An 18,143-nucleotide genomic window follows, 5' to 3' on the forward strand; every position below is an offset into this window, starting at 1 on the left:
TCAATAGTCTTCCTCGTCGACCTCGGCCGGCTCGGGCCGGCGCACCGGCCGCTCGGATGGATCGCGGCCGACCTCGTTCTTCAGCGATGTCAGGTCGATGAAGTGGTCGGCCTGGCGGCGCAGATCATCCGAGATCATCGGCGGCTGCGAGGCCATGGTGGAGACGATCGAGACCTTGCGGCCGCGCCGTTGCAGCGCTTCGACCAGCGTGCGGAAATCGCCATCGCCGGAGAAGATGACATAGTGGTCGACGACATCGGCGAGCTCGAGCGCATCGACGGTCAGCTCGATGTCCATGTTGCCCTTGATCTTGCGGCGGCCGGTCGAGTCGGTGAATTCCTTGGCCGGCTTGGTCACCACCTTGAAGCCATTATAGTCGAGCCAGTCGATCAAGGGGCGGATCGAAGAGTATTCCTGGTCCTCGACCAATGCGGTGTAGTAGTAAGCGCGCAGCAGATAGCCGCGCTTTTGAAAGCTCGACAGCAGTTTGCGGTAGTCTATGTCGAAGCCGAGTGCCCGCGAGGTGGCGTAAAGATTGGCGCCGTCGATGAAAAGAGCGATTTTTTCACGGGGGTCGAACATGGCAATATTCCTTTTTCGAAATAGGTGGCGGACTAATCGAAATGGGTCTGATATATCGGTCGGCTCGTAAATAAACCGGCTGACCTTTCGTCAACCGAGATAGCGCCAGTTTTACGGCAATCCAAGGGTGCCTGGGCCGACTGCAAGCAATTGTGATCGGGGCCGTATCGTCGCCGGTGGGCAGGCTTCGCCGGCAAGCCATTCATCGGCGCCCGAAACCGGTATTGGTCGGCCCATGAGGTCACAGTGCCATAATGCTTGTATTTTGGCGGCGTTCGGGTTATGGACCGCGCCTGTTTTCCATCAAATCCAGGCATGAAAGGGGCAATCAATGGCCCGCGTAACCGTTGAAGACTGCATCGACAAGGTCGACAACCGCTTCGAGCTCGTGCTGCTCGCCGGCCATCGCGCCCGCCAGATCAGCCAGGGCGCGCCGATCACCGTGCCGCGCGACAACGACAAGAATCCGGTCGTAGCGCTGCGCGAGATCGCCGATGAGACGCTGTCGCCCGACGACCTCAAGGAAGATCTGATCCACTCGCTGCAGAAGCATGTCGAGGTCGACGAGCCCGAAGCCGACGGCGAGGCGATCGCCGACCAGACCGGCGGCGCAGTCGCGGCGACCGATGCTGACGACGCCGAAGAAAACGTCACCTTCGATCGCATGACCGAGGAAGACTTGCTGGCCGGCATCGAAGGCCTGGTACCGCCAGAAAAGAGCGACGACTACTAAGCGGCGCTCTGGACCTGCCGGGAATATGGTTCCGGCACTTCCGTCCCGTCAGTTTCGTGGCTATCTATGAGATGCGCCGTACGCTAGTGCGGCGCATCAATCATTTCAGCACCGCGAGAACCCGCCCATGATGCGTCAGTATGAGCTTGTCGAGCGCGTCGCGCGCTACAAGCCTGACGTCAACGAGGCGTTGCTCAACAAGGCCTATGTCTACGCCATGCAGAAGCATGGCCACCAGAAGCGCGCGTCCGGCGATCCCTATTTCTCGCATCCGCTCGAAGTCGCTGCCATCCTCACCGAAATGCACATGGACGAGGCGACGATCGCCGTCGCTCTGCTGCACGACACGATCGAGGACACGACCGCGACGCGGGCCGAGATTGACGATCTGTTCGGTCCCGAAATGGGCAAGCTGGTCGAGGGTCTGACCAAGCTGAAGAAGCTCGATCTCGTCTCCAAGAAGGCCGAGCAGGCGGAGAACCTGCGCAAGCTGTTGCTGGCCATCTCGGAGGATGTGCGCGTCCTTCTGGTCAAGCTCGCCGACCGTTTGCACAACATGCGCACCCTCGACCACATGCCCGAGGCCAAGCGCCTGCGCATCGCCGAGGAGACGATGGATATCTATGCGCCGCTCGCTGGGCGCATGGGCATGCAAGGCATGCGCGAGGAGCTGGAGGAGATCGCCTTCCGCTTCATCAATCCGGAAGCCTACCGCGCCGTCACCGCGCGGCTTGCCGAGATCTTCGAGCGCAACAAAGGGGTGCTGACCGACATTGAGAAGGCGCTGTCGGCGCTGTTTGAGAAGCACGCGATCAACGCCGGCGTGAAGAGCCGGCAGAAGAAGCCGTGGTCGGTGTTTCGCAAGATGGAGGCCAAGGCGCTGTCCTTCGAGCAGCTCTCCGACATTTTCGGTTTCCGCGTTGTCGTCGACAGCGTCGAAGATTGTTACCGCGCGCTCGGCGCCATCCACACGACATGGTCGATGGTGCCCGGCCGCTTCAAGGATTACATCTCGACGCCGAAGCAGAACGATTACCGCTCGATCCACACCACAATCGTCGGCCCCTCGCGCCAGCGCGTCGAACTGCAGATCCGCACCCGCGAGATGAACAAGATCGCCGAATATGGCGTCGCCGCCCATTCGATCTACAAGGACACCGGCGGCAAGACCAACGGTGCCGCCCATACGATCTCGAAAGAGACCAACGCCTATGCGTGGCTGCGGCGCACCATCGAGCAACTGGCCGAAGGCGACAACCCGGAAGATTTCCTCGAAAACACCAAGCTGGAGCTGTTCCAGGACCAGGTGTTCTGCTTCACGCCGAAAGGCATGCTGATCGCGCTGCCACGCGGCGCCACCCCCATCGATTTCGCCTATGCCGTGCACACCGATGTCGGCGACACCTGCGTCGGCGCCAAGGTCAACGGCCGCATCATGCCGCTGATGACCGAGCTCAAGAACGGCGATGAGGTCGAGATCATCCGCTCCAAGGCGCAGGTGCCGCCGGCGGCCTGGGAATCGGTTGTTGTCACCGGCAAGGCGCGCTCGGCCATCCGCCGCGCCACCAAGAACGCCATCCGCAAGCAGTATTCGGGTCTCGGCGCCCGCATCCTCGAGCGCGCTTTCGAACGCGCCGGCAAGACCTTCACCAAGGAAAACCTGAAGCCGGTGCTGCACCGGCTGGCGCGCAAGGACATCGAGGATGTGCTGGCCTCGGTCGGGCGCGGCGAACTGGCCTCCACCGACGTGATGAAGGCGGTCTTCCCCGACTACAAGGACGAGCGCGTCACCGTCAGTGCCCCCAAGCAGCGCGAGGAGGGCTGGTCGAAGATCCGCAACGCCGCCGGCATGCTGTTCCAGATGCCCGGTACGCGAGCCGCGCGCAAGGACAAGAACCAGCCGCGCGATGGCGCTGTGCCGATCCGCGGCGTGCGAGGCGACCTGCCGGTGCGCTTCGCGCCGGAAGGAGCCGTGCCCGGCGACCGCATCGTCGGCATCGTCCAGCCCGGCACCGGCATCACCATCTATCCCATCCAGTCGCCGGCGCTGCAGGCCTTCGACGACCAGCCGGAACGCTGGATCGACGTGCGCTGGGACATTGACGAGCAGACCAAGGAACGCTTTCCGGCGCGCGTCTCGGTCACCGCCATCAACGCCCCAGGGTCGTTGGCCGACATCGCCCAGGTGGTTGCCTCGAACGACGCCAACATCCATACGCTGTCGATGGTGCGCACCGCGCCCGACTTCACCGAAATGCTGATCGATCTCGAAGTCTGGGATCTGAAGCATCTCAACCGGCTGCTGTCGCAGCTCAAGGACAATTCGAGCGTCAGCGATGCGCGGCGCGTCAACGGCTAACCACTAGTTTTTCGGGGCAGGCAGGATGAACACGGACGAAGTGCTGGGCATATTCCGCGAGGCGGGCGCTGTTCTGGAGGGACATTTCATCCTGACATCAGGCCTGCGCAGCCCAATCTTCCTGCAGAAGGCGCGGGTCTTCATGCATGCCGACAAGACGGAGCGCCTGTGCAAGGCGCTGGCCGAAAAGATCCGCAAGGCGGTGCCGGGCAAGATAGACTATGTCGTCGGCCCGGCGATCGGCGGTCTGATCCCGGCCTACGAGACGTCGCGCCATCTCGGCGTCCCTGCAATCTGGGTCGAGCGCGAAGGCGGCGAGTTCAGGCTGCGCCGCTTCGAGATCGCGCCGGGCTCGCGCGTCGTCATCGTCGAGGACATCGTCACCACCGGCCTTTCGATCCGCGAGACCATCGACTGCCTGCGCGCGCTTGGCGCCGAAGTGGTGGCGGCCGCCTGCATCATCGACCGCTCGGCCGGCAAGACCAATGTCGGCGTGCCGCTGATCGCGCTCGCCGAATACGAAGTGCCCGCCTATCCCGCCGACCACCTGCCGCCGGAACTGGCCGCCATCCCGGCGATCAAGCCCGGCAGCCGCAACATCTAACCGGGAGGGTCGTCGCGTGATCGCCGGTATCGATCATTTCGTGCTGACCGTCCGCTCGGTGGAGGCCACCTGCGCGTTCTATCAGCGCGTGCTAGGCCTGAAACGTCTCGACGAGCCGAACCGGCCGACGGCGCTGCTGTTCGGGTCGCAGAAGATCAACCTGCATGAAGTCGGTCGCACTTTTGAGCCGAAAGCCAGGACGCCGACGGCCGGGTCCGGCGATTTCTGTCTGGTCGCCGCGAGGCCGCTCGCCGAGATCTGTGGCAGCCTGGAGGCCAATGGCGTGGCAATAGAAGTCGGTCCGGTCGAACGTACCGGCGCTCGCGGCCCAATGATGTCGGTCTATTTCCGCGACCCGGACGGCAATCTGGTCGAAGTGAGCGAATATCGGGAATAGTCTATCCGCCTCGGCATGGTCTTCGCGGGCGGGCCTTATCGTCGTCATCTAACCTCTCACCTGAGGTTGTCCTCAGTTTCGCCCCAATGGCGCTCTTTTACAGGACTGCGGCAGACCAGCGCGGCGGCGTTTCGTTGTTCCGCGGCAAGGCAGTCGCTATATTAAAGTCGTTGTTGCCTTTCTGCGCCCTCGAAGCGCAAGATAGACCTATCGCCTCCGGCCTTGGATGGTTGGGGGCGTTGCTGAACGGGAATTGAAACAGAGTGCTTTTTCGACGCCGCAAGCCTGATGGCCTGTTGGAGCGGGTGCGTACCTATCTATGGCCGCGCCGCTCGTTTTCCCGCTCGTTGCAGTATTTCTCCAAGCGCATCCTCAGGCTGAAGGCGACGCCGCACGCAGTGGCGGCCGGCGTCGCGGCCGGCGTGTTCGCCTCCTTCTTCCCGCTCGGCTTCCATTTCGCCGTTGCCGCCCTGCTCTGCTGGGTAATCGCCGGCAATCTGGTGGCCGCCGCCCTCGGCGCGGTATTCTTCGGCAATCCGCTGACTTTCCCGCTGCTGTGGGGCGCGTCCTGGGAAGTCGGCAAGCTGATCCTGCATGAACGCCTGCCCAAGAACGGACCGCCTGCGCATCTTGGTGAGATGATGCACACGCTGTCGTTTGCCAAACTGTGGCACCCGGTGCTGGAGCCGATGCTGATCGGCGCGGTGCCGCTCGGGCTGGTCTTCGGGCTCATCTTCTACGGCATCACCCGCTGGGGCATGACCGCCTTTCGCGAGCAGCGCCGCAAGCGCATGGCCGAACGGGTACACAAAGCCGGCCACGGCGGACGAGAAGTTCCGGCGGAATGATCATCGGCATCGGCAGCGACCTGATCGACATCAGACGCATCGAAAAGTCGCTGGAACGGCATGGCCAGCGTTTCATCCAGCGCATCTACACCGAGGTCGAGCAAGCCCGATCCGAGGGCCGGGCCGGGCGTGCCGCCTCCTATGCCAAGCGCTTCGCCGCCAAGGAGGCCTGCGCCAAGGCGCTCGGCACCGGCCTGGCGCAGGGCGTGTTCTGGCGCGACATGGGTGTCGTCAACCTGCCCAGCGGCAAGCCGACCATGGCGCTGACCGGCGGGGCGGCTGCGCGACTGGCCGGAATCCTGCCGCAAGGACACAAAGCGGCGATCCACCTCACAATCACCGATGATTTCCCGCTCGCTCAAGCCTTTGTGATCATCGAGGCGTTGCCCGCCGAACAAGCGCCACATTGATTGCGTCTGACGACCGGCGATTATATCTAACGCCGGCATGACGTTGCCCAGCGCGCGCCGAGACTCTATACCATCCAAGCACAATCGAGGACGACATGAGCGTGGTTGAAAAATCCGAGAAGAAATCCGGCGGGCTTGGCGAAATCGTCAGCGTCATCATCCAGGCTTTGCTGCTGGCCATGGTCATCCGCACGCTCCTGTTCCAACCCTTCTCGATCCCGTCGGGGTCGATGCGGCCGACCTTGCTCGAAGGCGACTATCTTTTCGTCACCAAATGGTCCTATGGCTTCTCGCGCTATTCGCTGCCGTTCGGGCCCGACATCTTTTCGGGCCGTATCTGGGGTTCCGACCCGAAGCGTGGCGACGTGGTGGTGTTCAAGTTCCCGCCGGATCCGTCGCTCGATTACATCAAGCGCGTCGTCGGCCTCCCCGGTGATCGTATCCAGATGAAGGACGGCCAGCTGTTCATCAATGGCCAAGGCGTGCCGCGTGTGAAGACAGGCCAGATCCAAAATCCTGATATCACGGAAGTGCCTGAGCCGGTCGACGTCTATCGCGAGACTCTGCCCAATGGCGTCAGCTACGACACGCTCGACCTGACACCGAATTCGATCACCGACAACACCCGCGAGTTCGTTGTGCCGCCCGGCAACTATTTCATGATGGGTGATAACCGCGACAATTCCTCCGACAGCCGCCTGAGCGTCGGCTACGTCCCGGCTGAAAACCTGGTCGGCCGCGCCAACATCGTTTTCTTCTCGATCGCAGGCAAAGCGAGTCCGCTCGAGATCTGGAAATGGCCGTCGCTGGTGCGCCTGTCGCGCATGTTCCATTTCGTAAATTGATGGCCTTGAAGCGCCCGACTGGTGAAACTCTGGCCGATTTGGTGAAAGCCAGAACCGGCCATTCCTTCCGGGATGTCCGTTTGCTCGAGACCGCGCTGACCCATTCCAGTGCGGTCAAGGCAAGCAGCAACAACCAGCGCCTCGAATTCCTCGGCGACCGCGTGCTCGGCCTGATCGTTGCCGACCTGCTTTTCGAAAAATTTCCCGAAGCGCCGGAAGGTGAAATCGCGCCGCGCTTCAATGCCCTGGTCGATGCGCGGACATGCTCCGAGATCGGCATTGAAATGCAGCTGGAAGATCTGGTCCGCGCCGACGCCGCCTTGAAGGCGCGCTCGCGCGGCTCGGGCGGAAACTATCTGGCGGATGCGGTCGAGGCGCTGATCGCGGCGGTCTATATCGATGGCGGCCTCGATGCGGCCAGGCAATTCGTCCTGCGATACTGGGAGCCGCGCTCGCAAAAGGTTGTGGCAAAGCCGCCCAATCCGAAATCCGACCTGCAGGAATGGATCGCCAAGAGCAGCGATGTCAGGCCCGAATACGCGATCGAAAAACGCGAAGGACCTGAACACCAACCGGTCTTCACGGTGTCCGTGAAGGTCAGTGGTTTTGCCCCGGCAAGCGGCATGGGCGGCTCTCGCCGTGCAGCCGAAGAAGCGGCGGCATCGGCATTTCTGTTACGCGAAGGCATCTGGGCCAACCAAGGGAGTGCGGCATGACCGCCAGCGAAGACTTGCCCTCGGCAGCGGAGACGCCTGCTACGCATTCCGGCTTCGTCGCCCTGATCGGCGCGCCCAATGCCGGCAAGTCGACTTTGGTCAACCAACTGGTCGGCGCCAAAGTGTCGATCGTCACCCACAAGGTGCAGACCACCCGCGCTATCGTGCGCGGCATCGCCACGCATGACAATGCACAGATCGTCTTCGTCGACACGCCCGGCATCTTCAAGCCGAAGCGCCGGCTCGACACCGCGATGGTGACCACCGCCTGGGGCGGCGCCAAGGACGCCGATATCGTGCTGCTCTTGATCGATGCCGAGCGCGGCATCAGGGGTGACGCCGACGCCATCCTCGAGCGGCTGAAAGACGTGCGCCAGCCGATGGTGCTGATCCTCAACAAGGTCGACCGGGTCAAGCACGAGGCGCTGCTGGCCTTGGCCGCGGCAGCAAACGAAAAAGTGCCGTTCAAGCGCACCTTCATGGTCTCGGCGCTGACCGGCTCCGGCTGCAAGGATTTGCTCGATTACCTCGCGCAGGCGCTGCCAGTCGGCCCCTGGTACTATCCGGAGGATCAGATCTCCGACCTACCGATGCGCCAGCTGGCAGCCGAGATCACGCGCGAAAAGCTGTATTTGCGGCTGCATCAGGAGTTGCCCTATTCCTCCCATATCGAGACCGAGAAATGGGAAGAGAAGCCGGACGGCTCGGTGCGTATCGACCAGACCATCTATGTCGAGCGCGACAGCCAGAAGAAGATCGTGCTCGGCCACAAGGGCGAGACGATCCGCGCCATCGGGCAGGCCGCGCGCATGGAGATCGCCGGCATTTTGGAACAGAAGGTGCACCTGTTCCTGTTCGTCAAGGTGCGCGAGAACTGGGGCGATGATCCCGAGCGCTACCGCGAGATGGGGCTTGAGTTTCCCCATTGAGCTTCGTCGTCTAGAACTGCCGCCCCGGCAGTTTGAGATGACGATATGAGTGACCCAAAACTGACCATCGATACCGATCTCGTGCGCCGGCTGAAAGCCGGGAGACGTTTCGCGAACATATCGACGTCGACGAAGCGACCTGGGCACGCGGCCGCGGCTGGGCGCTGTGGAAGGCGCTGATCACCGTTGCCGGACACGACGCCAACCAGGCCGAGGCCGAAAGATCCCGGCGCGTGATCGATGAGGTGCTGGCCGACCATGCGAACTTCACGCGATAGTAGCATTTCGACGGTGTGTCGGCGGTCCAATGTCAGCACAGATCGCACGCGGCGCGCCAAAATCTTGATTTCGCCACGCATCCGGTGACAAGCTCCCGGCATGGAATGGCGCGACGAGGAAATCATTCTCGGCACCCGCAAGCATGGCGAAACCAGCGCCATCCTCGAGGTGATGACGCGCGCGCATGGCCGCCATCTCGGCCTGGTACGCGGCGGCCGCTCGCGCAAGCAGCAGCCGGTGCTGCAGCCCGGCAACCGCGTCGACCTGTTGTGGCGGGCCCGCCTCGACGAGCATCTCGGCATCTTTCAGGCCGAGGCGATCGAGATGAATGCCGCCCGGCTGATGGACAGCGCGGTGGCCGTCTACGGCCTGCAGACCATGGCCGCGCATCTGAGGCTGCTGCCGGAGCGCGACGCCCATGGCGGCCTCTACGAGACGCTGGCCGTGATGATCGCCCATCTCGACGATCTAGATGCCGCCGGTGAATTGGTGGCGCGCTTCGAACTGCTCATCCTCGACGAACTCGGCTTCGGCCTCGATCTCAGCCAGTGCGCGGCGACTGGCGCCCGGCAGGATCTGGCCTATGTCTCGCCGAAATCCGGCCGCGCCGTGTCGCGCCAGGCCGGCGCGCCATGGCGCGACAAGATGCTGGTGCTGCCGGCCTTCCTGCAGCGCGGCTCTGGTCTGCGCGCCGATCAGGCGGCACTCGAGGATGCGTTCCGGCTGACCGGTTTCTTCTTCACCCGCCATGTCTATGAGCCGCGCGGCATCGAACAGCCCGACGCGCGTGCCGGCTTCCTCGCCGCCTTGCGCAAGCACCATTCGGGCGGCAAGGCCGCCGCAACAACACACGCTGCCCCAGAAATCACAACCTGAGCATCATCATATGAGCGAAGTCGAACTTTATCCCGGCCGGGTGTCGCCGCTTGGCCTCGGCACCATTCCGCTTGGCGACCTGCACGAATACAGCGGCCTCGAACTTTTGCAGCGCATCATCGACGGCAAATATCCGGCGCCGCCGATTTCCTTCCGGCTGAATTTTACCCTGACCGAAGTGTCGGATGGGCGGGCGGTGTTTCGCGGCATGCCGAGCGAGCGCCATCTCAACCCGCTGGGCGGCGTGCATGGCGGCTGGGCGGCGACGCTGCTGGATTCGGCGCTGGCCTGCGCAGTGCAGACGCTGCTCGAGAAGGGCGAGGCCTACACAACGGCGGAGTTCAAGGTGAATTTTACGCGGCCGATCACTCCAAAGACCGGCGAAGTGGTCTGCGAGGGCAAGATCGTCCACAAAGGCCGCACGCTGGCGGTGTCGGAAGCAACGCTGAAGGACGCGCAGGGCAAATTGCTCGCCTTCGGCACCGAGACATGCTCGATCTTCCCAGCCGCCAATCTGTCGGCGCGCTAGGTTCACCGTCTGAAAGTCGGGCGATGTGATTCAGCCGGCTTTGCGCCGCTCCATGAAATCATCGAGGATGGCGCGTTGACCGCTGAGGATTTTGAGGCTGGCTTCAGGCAATGAAAACCAGCCGGCTCTGTCAACTTCGGGGAATTCCTTCATCGAGCCCGACCTTGGCGGCCATTCGAGGGTGAACATGTCGCTTTTGATGGCATCGGTATCGATATCGGCTTCGACGCTCCAGGCGATGACGATCTTGCCGCCCGGTTGCCGATAGCTGCCAACGGGCTCGAAATCGCCATCGATGGCGACGCCGAGTTCCTCTCCGGCCTCGCGCCGGGCGGCCGCCAGCTCATCCTCGTTCTCTTCGATGAGACCCTTGGGGATAGACCACGCGCCTTCGTCCTTCCTTGCCCAGAAGGGACCGCCGGGATGGACCAGCAGAAACTCGAGAATGCCGGCCCTTGCCCGGTGGATCAGCAGTCCCGCGCTTCTTTTAGGCATTTGATTTTCCCTGGAGTTCACCTGAGAATAACATGGTCCCTGGCAAGTGGCTGTGGCGCGTCATTCCTGACCATCCGAGATGATGGGTGAGGATAACGGCTGTAGACCGCTGGAATTTGCCGGCGAAACATGCTCGATGATTTCTCTCCGCTCACCATTGCGGTGGCGTGACTTGAATAGCCGTCTGGGGTGGCCGTGTGGCCGCCGCAATTGTCAGTGAAAACTGGCCTGGTTTGGGGGAACCGCCATGTTTGAAAGCCTGATTGGCGCTGTCGTCGTTGTCGTGCTGTTCGTCCTCGTCTTGCGCCAGCAGGGCCGCATCAGCCTGATCGAGCGCGAACTCGGCGCGCTGCGCAGTCTGGTTCTGTCCGGCGTGAATGTTGCTGCGCCCGCTGCCAAGGCGGTTGAGGCGGCCGCAAATGACAGCGTGCCGGCGGATGCTGCTCAGGCCACCACAGCGATTGCCGACATAGCTTCGCCAACAGTAGCCGAAGTGGCACAAGCGCCGGCCGCGGCGCCCGAAGCGGCCACCAGCGAGCCCGTGCCGGAACTTTCGGCAGCGGCCAAGGCCGCGTTGACCGGATCCGCGCCGGCTGCCACCGCGAAAGCGGCCCGGCAGTCCGAAGTCGAAACCGCGCTCGGCACACGATGGGCGGTCTGGGTCGGCGGCATCGCGCTGGCCTTGGGCGGCCTGTTCCTGATCCGCTACACCATCGAGGCCGGCATTTTCGGCCCTGAGGTACGGCTGGCCCTGGCGGCATTGCTCGGTCTGGTGCTGATCGGCGGCGGCGAGTTCATCCGCCGCACGGGCTTCAAGGTCCCAGTGGAAGGAGTGGCTGGCGCCTACATCCCGGCGATCCTGACGGCCGCCGGCGCCTTCATCCTGTTCGGCACGGTCTATGCCGCCCATGCCGTTTACGGCTTCGTCGGCCCGGCCTTCGCCTTCACCGTGCTCGGCGCCATCGGCGTGGCAACGATTGTCGCCGCTCTCGTCCATGGCCAGGCACTGGCCGGCATCGGCCTTGTCGGCTCAATGGCAACGCCGGCGCTTGTGTCCTCGCAGGCGCCCAACCCATGGGCGCTGTTCATCTATCTCGCCATCGTGCTTGCCGCCACCGCGGTGATCGCCCGCATGCGCGACTGGAAATTCCTGATCGCGGCGGCCTTCTTCGGCACCGGCGCGTGGACCATCGCCTACATGATGGCTGCGCCCGGGACTGACCTTGCCGTCATCCTATTCATCGACGCGGTGACGCTGGCAGTGCTTGCCTTTGTCTGGCTGGGCAGTCGTGGCGGCGAAGCGGAAACTGCGAAGAACGGTTTCGACTGGCCCTCGATCGTGCCTGGCGTCTTCGTTGCGTTTTCGGCACTCGGCCTGTCCGTCGACACGACACTGGTCGCCGCCGGCGGCGCCTTGCCGGGCGCAACCGTCCTCGTTGCCCTTGTCGCCACCGCACTCTACCGGCCGCGCGCTTTGCCCCTGCTTCATGCCGCCGGTGTAGTCAGCGTGATGATCTATCTCGGCATCATTCCGCCCGCCACCATCGGCTCAGACTTAACCCAGGGAAATATAGGCTTTGACGGCATGCCGGCGGCGGCCGGAAATCCCTTGACGCTGCGCATCGGCCTTGGCCTCGGCCTCGTCTTCATCGGCGCCGGTTTCTGGGCCGCGCGCCGCTTCGCCGCCACGGCACAGGCCCGCGCGGCATGCTGGGCGGCATGGGGCGTTGCTGCGCCGCTGGTCATCCTGCTGACGCTGTGGCTCGCCTATGGCAATCTCGATCGCGATCTTGCTTACGCCGCGGTCGCTGCCCTTCTGGTTGTCGTCTTCGCCGCCGGCGGCGAATGGATCGCGCGCGCCGAACAGCCGCCGCTCAAGGGCGACATCGCCGTTTCCTTCGCGCTTGGCGGCTCGGCTCTGGCCGGCCTCCTGATGCTGCATATGGCCTTCGGATCCGGCTGGACCACGCTGCTTGCCGGCGTTGCCGCCATCGTGCCGGCGCTGGCGACGCGCTGGCGCTCCTATCCGGTGCTCGGCTGGATTTCGGTCGGCGCGGTCGTCGCCGTGCTTGGTCGCGTTGCCTTCGATCCGACCATCGTCGGCGCCGGATCGCTGACGACGACGCCGGTGTTCAACTGGCTGCTGCCGGGATACGGCGTGCCGGCGCTGGCCTTCGGCTTCGCCGCCTGGCAACTCGCCCGCACTACCAATGGCCGGCCGCGCCTTGCCATGGAGGCGGGGGCAGCCCTGTTCGCGCTGCTCACCGTCGCCATGCTGGTGCGCCACGCCATGCATGGCGGCGTCATCGACACCGGCACCGTGACGCTCGCGGAGCAGGCCATCTACACACTGATCGCCATCGGCGCCGGCGCCATGCTGGTCGCCATCGACATGCGCTCGCCAAGCTCGGTGCTGCGCTACGGCTCGATGGCCGCCGGTGTGGTCTCGGTCACCTTCATCGTCTTCCAGCATTTCCTGGTGCTGAACCCGCTGTTCACCGACGAGTCGACCGGCCAGATCCCGGTGTTCAACCTGTTGTTCCTGGCCTACCTGCTGCCGGCCATCGCCGCCGGCGGGCTGGCGCTCTATGCCAGGTACAAGCGGCCGCCATGGTATGCGCAGATGCTGGCGGTGGTCGCGGCACTGCTTGTCTTCGCCTACGCCACACTGTCGGTCCGGCGCGTGTTCAAGGGCGAGTTCATCGGCCTGTGGAGCGGCCTTGGCCAACTCGAGACCTACACCTATTCGGCGCTCTGGCTGGTCATCGGCGTCGTGCTGCTGACCGCCGGCGTCTGGTTGAAATCGCAGGTGCTGCGCATCGCCTCGGCGGCGCTGATCGCGATTGCCGTGGTGAAAGTCTTCCTCTTCGACATGTCGGAGCTGGAGGGCGTGCTCAGGGCGCTGTCCTTCATCGGCCTGGGTGCGGTGCTGATCGGCATCGGGCTGTTCTATCAGCGGCTGCTGACGCGGGCGGCGAGGGAAGTGGATAAAGACAAGCAAGAACAATAAGATTTCCATTTAGCCAGGAATAAATCGGCCAGCGGTGTCGTTATCTCATTGCTTGGGTGACCGGGGCGGCGGACCGCTTCGCGCTGGCCGCTTGCGCCGCGCCGGGAAGGCGCGTTCAATCGGGTTAAACAAGGGCGACCTCAGAACCAGCGGTCATGGACGAAAAGAAGGCAGCAATCCTTGGTGAAATACCGCGCCTGCGCCGCTACGCACGCTCGCTTCTGCGCGACCGCGATTCCGCCGACGATCTCGTCCAGGATTGCCTCGAACGGGCGCTCTTGCGGCTCGAGAGCTGGCAGACAGGAGAAAGCCCCCGGAGGTGGCTGTTTACGATCATGCATCATTTGTTCATCGATCAGATGCGCAAGGTGAACCGGCGCGGTGAGGCGGCGATCCTGCCGCTCGACGCAAACGAGGCACAGGCAGTTCCCGCCGAGCAGGCGGAGAATGCCGCCTCGCGCGAGATCATCGACGCTCTGCAGGCGATCAGCCCCGACCGCCGTGCCGCGCTCGTCATGGTCGCCATCGAAGGATTTTCCTATGCCGAGGCCGCCAACATTCTCGGCGTGCCCGCCGGCACGCTGATGTCGCGCATAGCGCGCGGGCGCGAGGAGCTGCGCAGCCTGCTCGACGACACCGCGCGCCGGCGCTCGATAAGGATCGTCGAGAAATGACCCGCCGCGATTTTTCCGAACGCGATATCCACATGGCCCTCGACGGCGAACTGCCGGGCGACGAGCGCGCCGCCTATGACGCCTGGATCGACGCCAATCCCGAAATGAAGGCGAAAAGCGCCCGCTACACCGCCGACCGCGCCGCACTGCGCGCCGCCTTTGCCGGCGTCCTCGACGAGCCCGTGCCGGTGCTGTTCAAGCAGATCGTGCGCGGTGAAGGCGCGACCAAAGTGGCGGCGCGGCAGTCGCGCTGGTGGCTTGCAGCCGCGGCGGCCGCGGTGCTCGTCGTCGGCGGTCTTGGCGGCTATTTTGCCGGCATCGACGGTATCGGCAGGGATGACGGGGCAGACGACCAGCTGGCCGAGGAGGCTATCGCCGCCCATGTCATCTATGCCGCCGAACAACGCCATGCGGTGGAAGTGCCGGCCAGCGACAAGGATCATCTGCAGACCTGGCTGTCCAACCGTGTCGGCCTGAAGCTGGTGGCGCCCGATCTGGTGGCGGAGGGCTTCCGGCTGGTTGGCGGCCGGCTGCTGCCCGCCGGCCAGGGCAAGGCCGCCATGCTGCTTTACGAGGACGCCAAGGGCCAGCGCATCTCCCTGTTCGTTACCGCTGATTCCTCAGCCAAGTCCAAGGGTACCTACATGGCCGACGCCGACGGTCCCGAGGCGGTCTACTGGCTGGATAAGGGCTATGCCTGTGCAGTCGTCGGTTCGCTGCCGCGCGAGCAGCTGGCGGCAGTGGCCAAGCGCGCCTATGGCCAGCTAGTGGCCGGCCTCGCCAGTTGAGCGCATTCCGTTTTCGCAGTCGTGCAACGGGGGCGGCGGCGCACTTCGCGGTGCCGCTCCCATAGCCCGCCACTCGCGGCGGAATCTGTCACAATTCGGCCCTATTCAAGGTGCGATAGCGCTTGGACAATATCGGCGTTTCGGCTGATGTTTGCGACGTTTTTGACCGGGGCCTTTTCCTCCACCCAATCGAGGTTTTCTGAACCCGCATGCCTGCCGAGATTCGCAAGGCCCGCGCGTCCGACGTCGATGACCTCGCCGCCATCGAGAAGGCGGTTTTTTCCAGTGACCGCATTTCCCGGCGCTCCTTTCGCCTGTTGATCGAACGCGAGACCGCCGAGATGCTGGTCGCCGAAAGCGATGGCCGCGTCGCCGGCTACGCCGTGGTGCTGTTTCGCAAGGGCAGCGGCGTCGCCCGGCTCTATTCGCTTGCCACCGGCCCATTTTTCGGCGGCCGCGGCGTTGGCCGCATGCTGCTTGCAGCGGCCGAAGAGGCCGCCTTCGAGCACGACCGCATGATGCTGCGTCTCGAAGTGCGCGAGGACAATCTGCGCGCCATCGGCATCTATGAGCAGAGCGGCTACCGCAAGATCGGTCGCGAACCTGCCTACTACGAGGATGGCGAGACGGCACTGCGCTATGAAAAGACCTTACGCGGCGATATTCCGGTCGCCACCGAGGTGCCGTTCTACCAGCAGACCTGCGAGTTCACCTGCGGCCCATGCTGCCTGATGATGGCGATGGCCAATTTCGATTCCGGCTTCGTGCCCGATCCGGTCATGGAAATCCGCCTGTGGCGCGAGGCGACGACGGTTTTCATGATGTCCGGCCCGGGCGGCTGCGAGCCGTTCGGCCTTGCGGTGGCCGGCCACGAAAACGGGCTGGCGGCGGAAATCTTCGTGTCCTTCTATGGCGCGCTGTTCCTGCAGTCGGTGCGCAGCGAGGACAAGCGCCGGGTGATGGAACTTGCCCAAGTCGACTTTCGCCGCCGCGCGGAACAATACGGCATCCCGGTGAATTACCGTCCATTCGCCATCGACGACATCCGTGGCGCCCTGGCCGATGGCAAGCTGGTGCTGGTGCTGATCAGCGGCTTCCTGATGTTCGGCAAGAAGGTGCCGCACTGGGTACTGGCCATCGGCGATGACGGCGACCATATCCTCATCCACGATCCCTGGGTCGAGGACGAACGACAGGAGACCATCCTCGATGCCGCCAACATTCCCGTCCCACACGGCATCTTCATGAACATGGCGCAATTCGGCCGCGACGGACTGCGTGCTGCCATCACTCTTGGGAAACGCTGATAACAATGACCTGGGTCATCCTCACCGGCCGGCAGAACGATCTCGACCAGGCCGCGACGCCGCACAAGATCATCACCAACCGTGATTATCTTGCGCATCCGGCGCTGTTTCGCGGCCAGCAGCCGAAGGTCATCAACCTGTCGAACAATTACGCCTACCAGAGCCGTGGCTACTATGCCTCTCTGCTCGCCGGGTCGCGCGGCCACAAGGTCATCCCGACGGTCGAGACGATGATCGACCTGTCGGAGCGCAAGCTCTACGAGCACGCGCTGCCGGAACTGGAACTGGCGCTCAACAAATGCCGCAAGGATCTCGGCGGCGTCTTTCCGCAAAAAGTCTGCATCTTCTTCGGCATCGGCCCGTCTAAGATCTGGGATCGCTTCGCCAAGCTTTTGTTCGACTGGTTCCGCGCCCCGGCGCTTGAGGTCCACATCAAGGACAGCGCCGAATGGGCTTCGATCCGCAAGATCGGCTTCCTGCCGCTGGCCAGGATGACCGAGGAGGAAGAAGCCTTATTCGTGCAGGCGCTCGAGACCTACACCAACCGCGAATGGCGTGACACCAAGGGCCGCACTCCGGCGCGCTACACTTTCGCCACGCTGGTCGATCCGCATGAGGAGCTGCCGCCGTCGGAGATTTCCTCGCTGCGCTACTGGGCCAAGATCGCCGAAAAGATGGGCGTCGAAATCGAACCGATCACCAGGAAGGATCTGGCCAAGCTCGCCAATTACGACGCGCTGTTCATCCGCGAGACCACCTCGATCTCCAACCATACCTACCGCTTCGCGCGCCGCGCCCAGCAGGAAGGCATGCCGGTTATCGACGATCCGCTGTCGATGATCCGCTGCACCAACAAGGTCTATCTCAACGAGCTGATGGCCTACAACAAGGTGCCGGTGCCGCCGACAGTGATGATTGCCGGCACCACGGACCTCGAACTGGCGGCGCAGACGCTGGGCTTTCCGCTGGTGCTGAAGATCCCGGACTCATCGTTCTCGCGCGGCGTCAAGAAATGCGGCAACTTCGAGGAACTGAAGACACTCGCCACCGAGTGGCTGGAGGATTCCGACCTTCTGATCGCGCAGAAATTCATTCCGACCGAGTATGACTGGCGCGTCGGCGTGCTCGGAGGCCAGCCGCTGTTTGCCGTGCACTATCTGATGGCCAAAAAGCACTGGCAGATCGTCAACCACAAGGCCAGCGGCAAGCCCGACCAGGGCGGTATCAAGACCTTCACGCTGAAGGAGACGCCGCCGCATGTTGTCGAGACGGCGGTGAAGGCGGCGCGCTGCATCGGCGACGGGCTTTACGGCGTCGACCTCAAGGAAACCAAGGATGGCGTCTTCGTCATCGAGGTCAACGACAACCCCAATCTCGACCATGGCTGGGAGGATTCCGGCGAAAAGGACGAGGTCTGGGTGCGGCTGACGCAATGGTTCCTGGAACGGCTCGACCGTCCCGGGCGGTAATTCAAGGCGAGGGGACGTATGCAGTTCATCGTCATTGAGGATTTCACCGGCTGCGATCGCAAGGAGATCTATCGTCGCTTCGGCGAGCGCGGCCGCCTGAAGCCGGATGAGCTTGTCGTGCACCACTCGTGGATCGCGGCGGATATGAGCCGCTGCTTCCTTCTGGTCGAGGCCGATGACGTCACGCTGCTGCAGCGCTGGGTCATCGAATGGGCTGACCTTGTGGAGTTCGAGATCATTCCCGTGGCGACGAACAAGGACATGGTCGCCGCATTGGCCAGCCATCTCTGAGT

19 protein-coding genes are annotated in these 18,143 nt (G+C 63.5%); 17 read left to right on the forward strand and 2 right to left on the reverse strand.

The features are described from left to right. Positions 1 to 582, reverse strand: coding sequence for a LabA-like NYN domain-containing protein (locus ACYHH6_RS16365; protein ID WP_112560724.1), 582 nt, complete (start codon positions 580 to 582; stop codon positions 1 to 3). 331 nt (positions 583 to 913) lie between these two features. On the opposite strand from ACYHH6_RS16365, the gene rpoZ reads away from it, so the two are divergent. The 11 genes from rpoZ to ACYHH6_RS16420 all read left to right on the forward strand — a co-directional run bounded on the left by rpoZ (position 914) and on the right by ACYHH6_RS16420 (position 10,107). Then, on the forward strand, positions 914 to 1,315 hold the full coding sequence (gene rpoZ / locus ACYHH6_RS16370) for a DNA-directed RNA polymerase subunit omega (protein WP_027045279.1): 402 nt from the start codon (positions 914 to 916) through the stop codon (positions 1,313 to 1,315). Positions 1,316 to 1,442: 127 nt separating this feature from the next. Next, positions 1,443 to 3,674 carry a RelA/SpoT family protein gene (locus ACYHH6_RS16375; RefSeq protein ID WP_192256693.1) on the forward strand — a complete coding sequence of 744 codons (2,232 nt, stop codon included), beginning with the start codon at positions 1,443 to 1,445 and terminating at the stop codon, positions 3,672 to 3,674. A gap of 25 nt (positions 3,675 to 3,699) precedes the next feature. Next, positions 3,700 to 4,278, forward strand: coding sequence for an orotate phosphoribosyltransferase (gene pyrE, locus ACYHH6_RS16380; protein ID WP_352584951.1), 579 nt, complete (start codon positions 3,700 to 3,702; stop codon positions 4,276 to 4,278). Between the two features lie 16 nt (positions 4,279 to 4,294). After that, on the forward strand, positions 4,295 to 4,675 hold the full coding sequence (locus ACYHH6_RS16385) for a VOC family protein (protein ID WP_352584953.1): 381 nt from the start codon (positions 4,295 to 4,297) through the stop codon (positions 4,673 to 4,675). A gap of 263 nt (positions 4,676 to 4,938) precedes the next feature. Further along, positions 4,939 to 5,523: a DUF2062 domain-containing protein gene (locus tag ACYHH6_RS16390; RefSeq protein ID WP_352584955.1), complete on the forward strand. Its 585-nt coding sequence runs from the start codon at positions 4,939 to 4,941 to the stop codon at positions 5,521 to 5,523. Further along, positions 5,520 to 5,933, forward strand: coding sequence for a holo-ACP synthase (acpS, locus tag ACYHH6_RS16395; protein WP_352584957.1), 414 nt, complete (start codon positions 5,520 to 5,522; stop codon positions 5,931 to 5,933). Before ACYHH6_RS16390 ends, acpS begins: the two co-directional genes overlap by 4 nt. Positions 5,934 to 6,028: 95 nt before the next feature. Next, complete coding sequence (lepB, locus tag ACYHH6_RS16400; protein ID WP_352584959.1) at positions 6,029 to 6,778, forward strand: signal peptidase I; 750 nt, start codon at positions 6,029 to 6,031, stop codon at positions 6,776 to 6,778. After that, entirely contained in the window at positions 6,778 to 7,494 is a 717-nt protein-coding gene (gene rnc / locus ACYHH6_RS16405; RefSeq protein ID WP_352584961.1) for a ribonuclease III, read from the forward strand. The genes lepB and rnc overlap by 1 nt, the downstream gene beginning before the upstream one ends. Then, entirely contained in the window at positions 7,491 to 8,423 is a 933-nt protein-coding gene (gene era / locus ACYHH6_RS16410; RefSeq protein ID WP_192256708.1) for a GTPase Era, read from the forward strand. The genes rnc and era overlap by 4 nt, the downstream gene beginning before the upstream one ends. A 378-nt stretch (positions 8,424 to 8,801) precedes the next feature. Continuing rightward, positions 8,802 to 9,578 (forward strand): DNA repair protein RecO, encoded by a 777-nt coding sequence (gene recO / locus ACYHH6_RS16415; protein ID WP_488500446.1) that lies wholly within the window; start codon positions 8,802 to 8,804, stop codon positions 9,576 to 9,578. Positions 9,579 to 9,588: 10 nt separating this feature from the next. Next, positions 9,589 to 10,107 carry a PaaI family thioesterase gene (locus ACYHH6_RS16420; RefSeq protein WP_352584965.1) on the forward strand — a complete coding sequence of 173 codons (519 nt, stop codon included), beginning with the start codon at positions 9,589 to 9,591 and terminating at the stop codon, positions 10,105 to 10,107. A 30-nt stretch (positions 10,108 to 10,137) separates the two neighbouring features. Here ACYHH6_RS16420 and ACYHH6_RS16425 read toward each other — a convergent pair whose 3' ends face one another. Next, entirely contained in the window at positions 10,138 to 10,602 is a 465-nt protein-coding gene (locus ACYHH6_RS16425; RefSeq protein ID WP_352584967.1) for an NUDIX hydrolase, read from the reverse strand. Positions 10,603 to 10,849: 247 nt separating this feature from the next. Between ACYHH6_RS16425 and ACYHH6_RS16430 the strand changes: the two genes are divergently transcribed. The 6 genes from ACYHH6_RS16430 to ACYHH6_RS16455 all read left to right on the forward strand — a co-directional run bounded on the left by ACYHH6_RS16430 (position 10,850) and on the right by ACYHH6_RS16455 (position 18,141). Then, positions 10,850 to 13,612 carry a DUF2339 domain-containing protein gene (locus ACYHH6_RS16430; RefSeq protein WP_352584969.1) on the forward strand — a complete coding sequence of 921 codons (2,763 nt, stop codon included), beginning with the start codon at positions 10,850 to 10,852 and terminating at the stop codon, positions 13,610 to 13,612. A 155-nt stretch (positions 13,613 to 13,767) separates the two neighbouring features. Continuing rightward, entirely contained in the window at positions 13,768 to 14,286 is a 519-nt protein-coding gene (locus tag ACYHH6_RS16435) for an RNA polymerase sigma factor (RefSeq protein WP_112560736.1), read from the forward strand. Continuing rightward, positions 14,283 to 15,074: an anti-sigma factor family protein gene (locus tag ACYHH6_RS16440; RefSeq protein ID WP_352584970.1), complete on the forward strand. Its 792-nt coding sequence runs from the start codon at positions 14,283 to 14,285 to the stop codon at positions 15,072 to 15,074. The genes ACYHH6_RS16435 and ACYHH6_RS16440 overlap by 4 nt, the downstream gene beginning before the upstream one ends. Positions 15,075 to 15,283: 209 nt before the next feature. After that, positions 15,284 to 16,381: a peptidase C39 family protein gene (locus ACYHH6_RS16445; RefSeq protein WP_352584972.1), complete on the forward strand. Its 1,098-nt coding sequence runs from the start codon at positions 15,284 to 15,286 to the stop codon at positions 16,379 to 16,381. 5 nt (positions 16,382 to 16,386) lie between these two features. After that, positions 16,387 to 17,850, forward strand: a complete 1,464-nt coding sequence (locus ACYHH6_RS16450; RefSeq protein WP_192256718.1) for a RimK family ATP-grasp domain-containing protein — start codon at positions 16,387 to 16,389, stop codon at positions 17,848 to 17,850. Positions 17,851 to 17,868: 18 nt separating this feature from the next. Next, entirely contained in the window at positions 17,869 to 18,141 is a 273-nt protein-coding gene (locus ACYHH6_RS16455; RefSeq protein ID WP_112560740.1) for a DUF3303 domain-containing protein, read from the forward strand. Positions 18,142 to 18,143 lie beyond the last annotated feature (2 nt).

The organism is Mesorhizobium sp. P171375 (genome assembly GCF_057786075.1).

Coding starts and splice junctions, on each gene's coding strand:
- ACYHH6_RS16365 (WP_112560724.1), bottom strand. CDS start 582: ATGTTCGACCCCCGTGAAAAAATCGCTCTTTTCATCGACGGCGCCAAT.
- rpoZ (WP_027045279.1), top strand. CDS start 914: ATGGCCCGCGTAACCGTTGAAGACTGCATCGACAAGGTCGACAACCGC.
- ACYHH6_RS16375 (WP_192256693.1), top strand. CDS start 1,443: ATGATGCGTCAGTATGAGCTTGTCGAGCGCGTCGCGCGCTACAAGCCT.
- pyrE (WP_352584951.1), top strand. CDS start 3,700: ATGAACACGGACGAAGTGCTGGGCATATTCCGCGAGGCGGGCGCTGTT.
- acpS (WP_352584957.1), top strand. CDS start 5,520: ATGATCATCGGCATCGGCAGCGACCTGATCGACATCAGACGCATCGAA.
- lepB (WP_352584959.1), top strand. CDS start 6,029: ATGAGCGTGGTTGAAAAATCCGAGAAGAAATCCGGCGGGCTTGGCGAA.
- rnc (WP_352584961.1), top strand. CDS start 6,778: ATGGCCTTGAAGCGCCCGACTGGTGAAACTCTGGCCGATTTGGTGAAA.
- era (WP_192256708.1), top strand. CDS start 7,491: ATGACCGCCAGCGAAGACTTGCCCTCGGCAGCGGAGACGCCTGCTACG.
- recO (WP_488500446.1), top strand. CDS start 8,802: ATGGAATGGCGCGACGAGGAAATCATTCTCGGCACCCGCAAGCATGGC.
- ACYHH6_RS16420 (WP_352584965.1), top strand. CDS start 9,589: ATGAGCGAAGTCGAACTTTATCCCGGCCGGGTGTCGCCGCTTGGCCTC.
- ACYHH6_RS16425 (WP_352584967.1), bottom strand. CDS start 10,602: ATGCCTAAAAGAAGCGCGGGACTGCTGATCCACCGGGCAAGGGCCGGC.
- ACYHH6_RS16430 (WP_352584969.1), top strand. CDS start 10,850: ATGTTTGAAAGCCTGATTGGCGCTGTCGTCGTTGTCGTGCTGTTCGTC.
- ACYHH6_RS16435 (WP_112560736.1), top strand. CDS start 13,768: ATGGACGAAAAGAAGGCAGCAATCCTTGGTGAAATACCGCGCCTGCGC.
- ACYHH6_RS16440 (WP_352584970.1), top strand. CDS start 14,283: ATGACCCGCCGCGATTTTTCCGAACGCGATATCCACATGGCCCTCGAC.
- ACYHH6_RS16445 (WP_352584972.1), top strand. CDS start 15,284: ATGCCTGCCGAGATTCGCAAGGCCCGCGCGTCCGACGTCGATGACCTC.
- ACYHH6_RS16450 (WP_192256718.1), top strand. CDS start 16,387: ATGACCTGGGTCATCCTCACCGGCCGGCAGAACGATCTCGACCAGGCC.
- ACYHH6_RS16455 (WP_112560740.1), top strand. CDS start 17,869: ATGCAGTTCATCGTCATTGAGGATTTCACCGGCTGCGATCGCAAGGAG.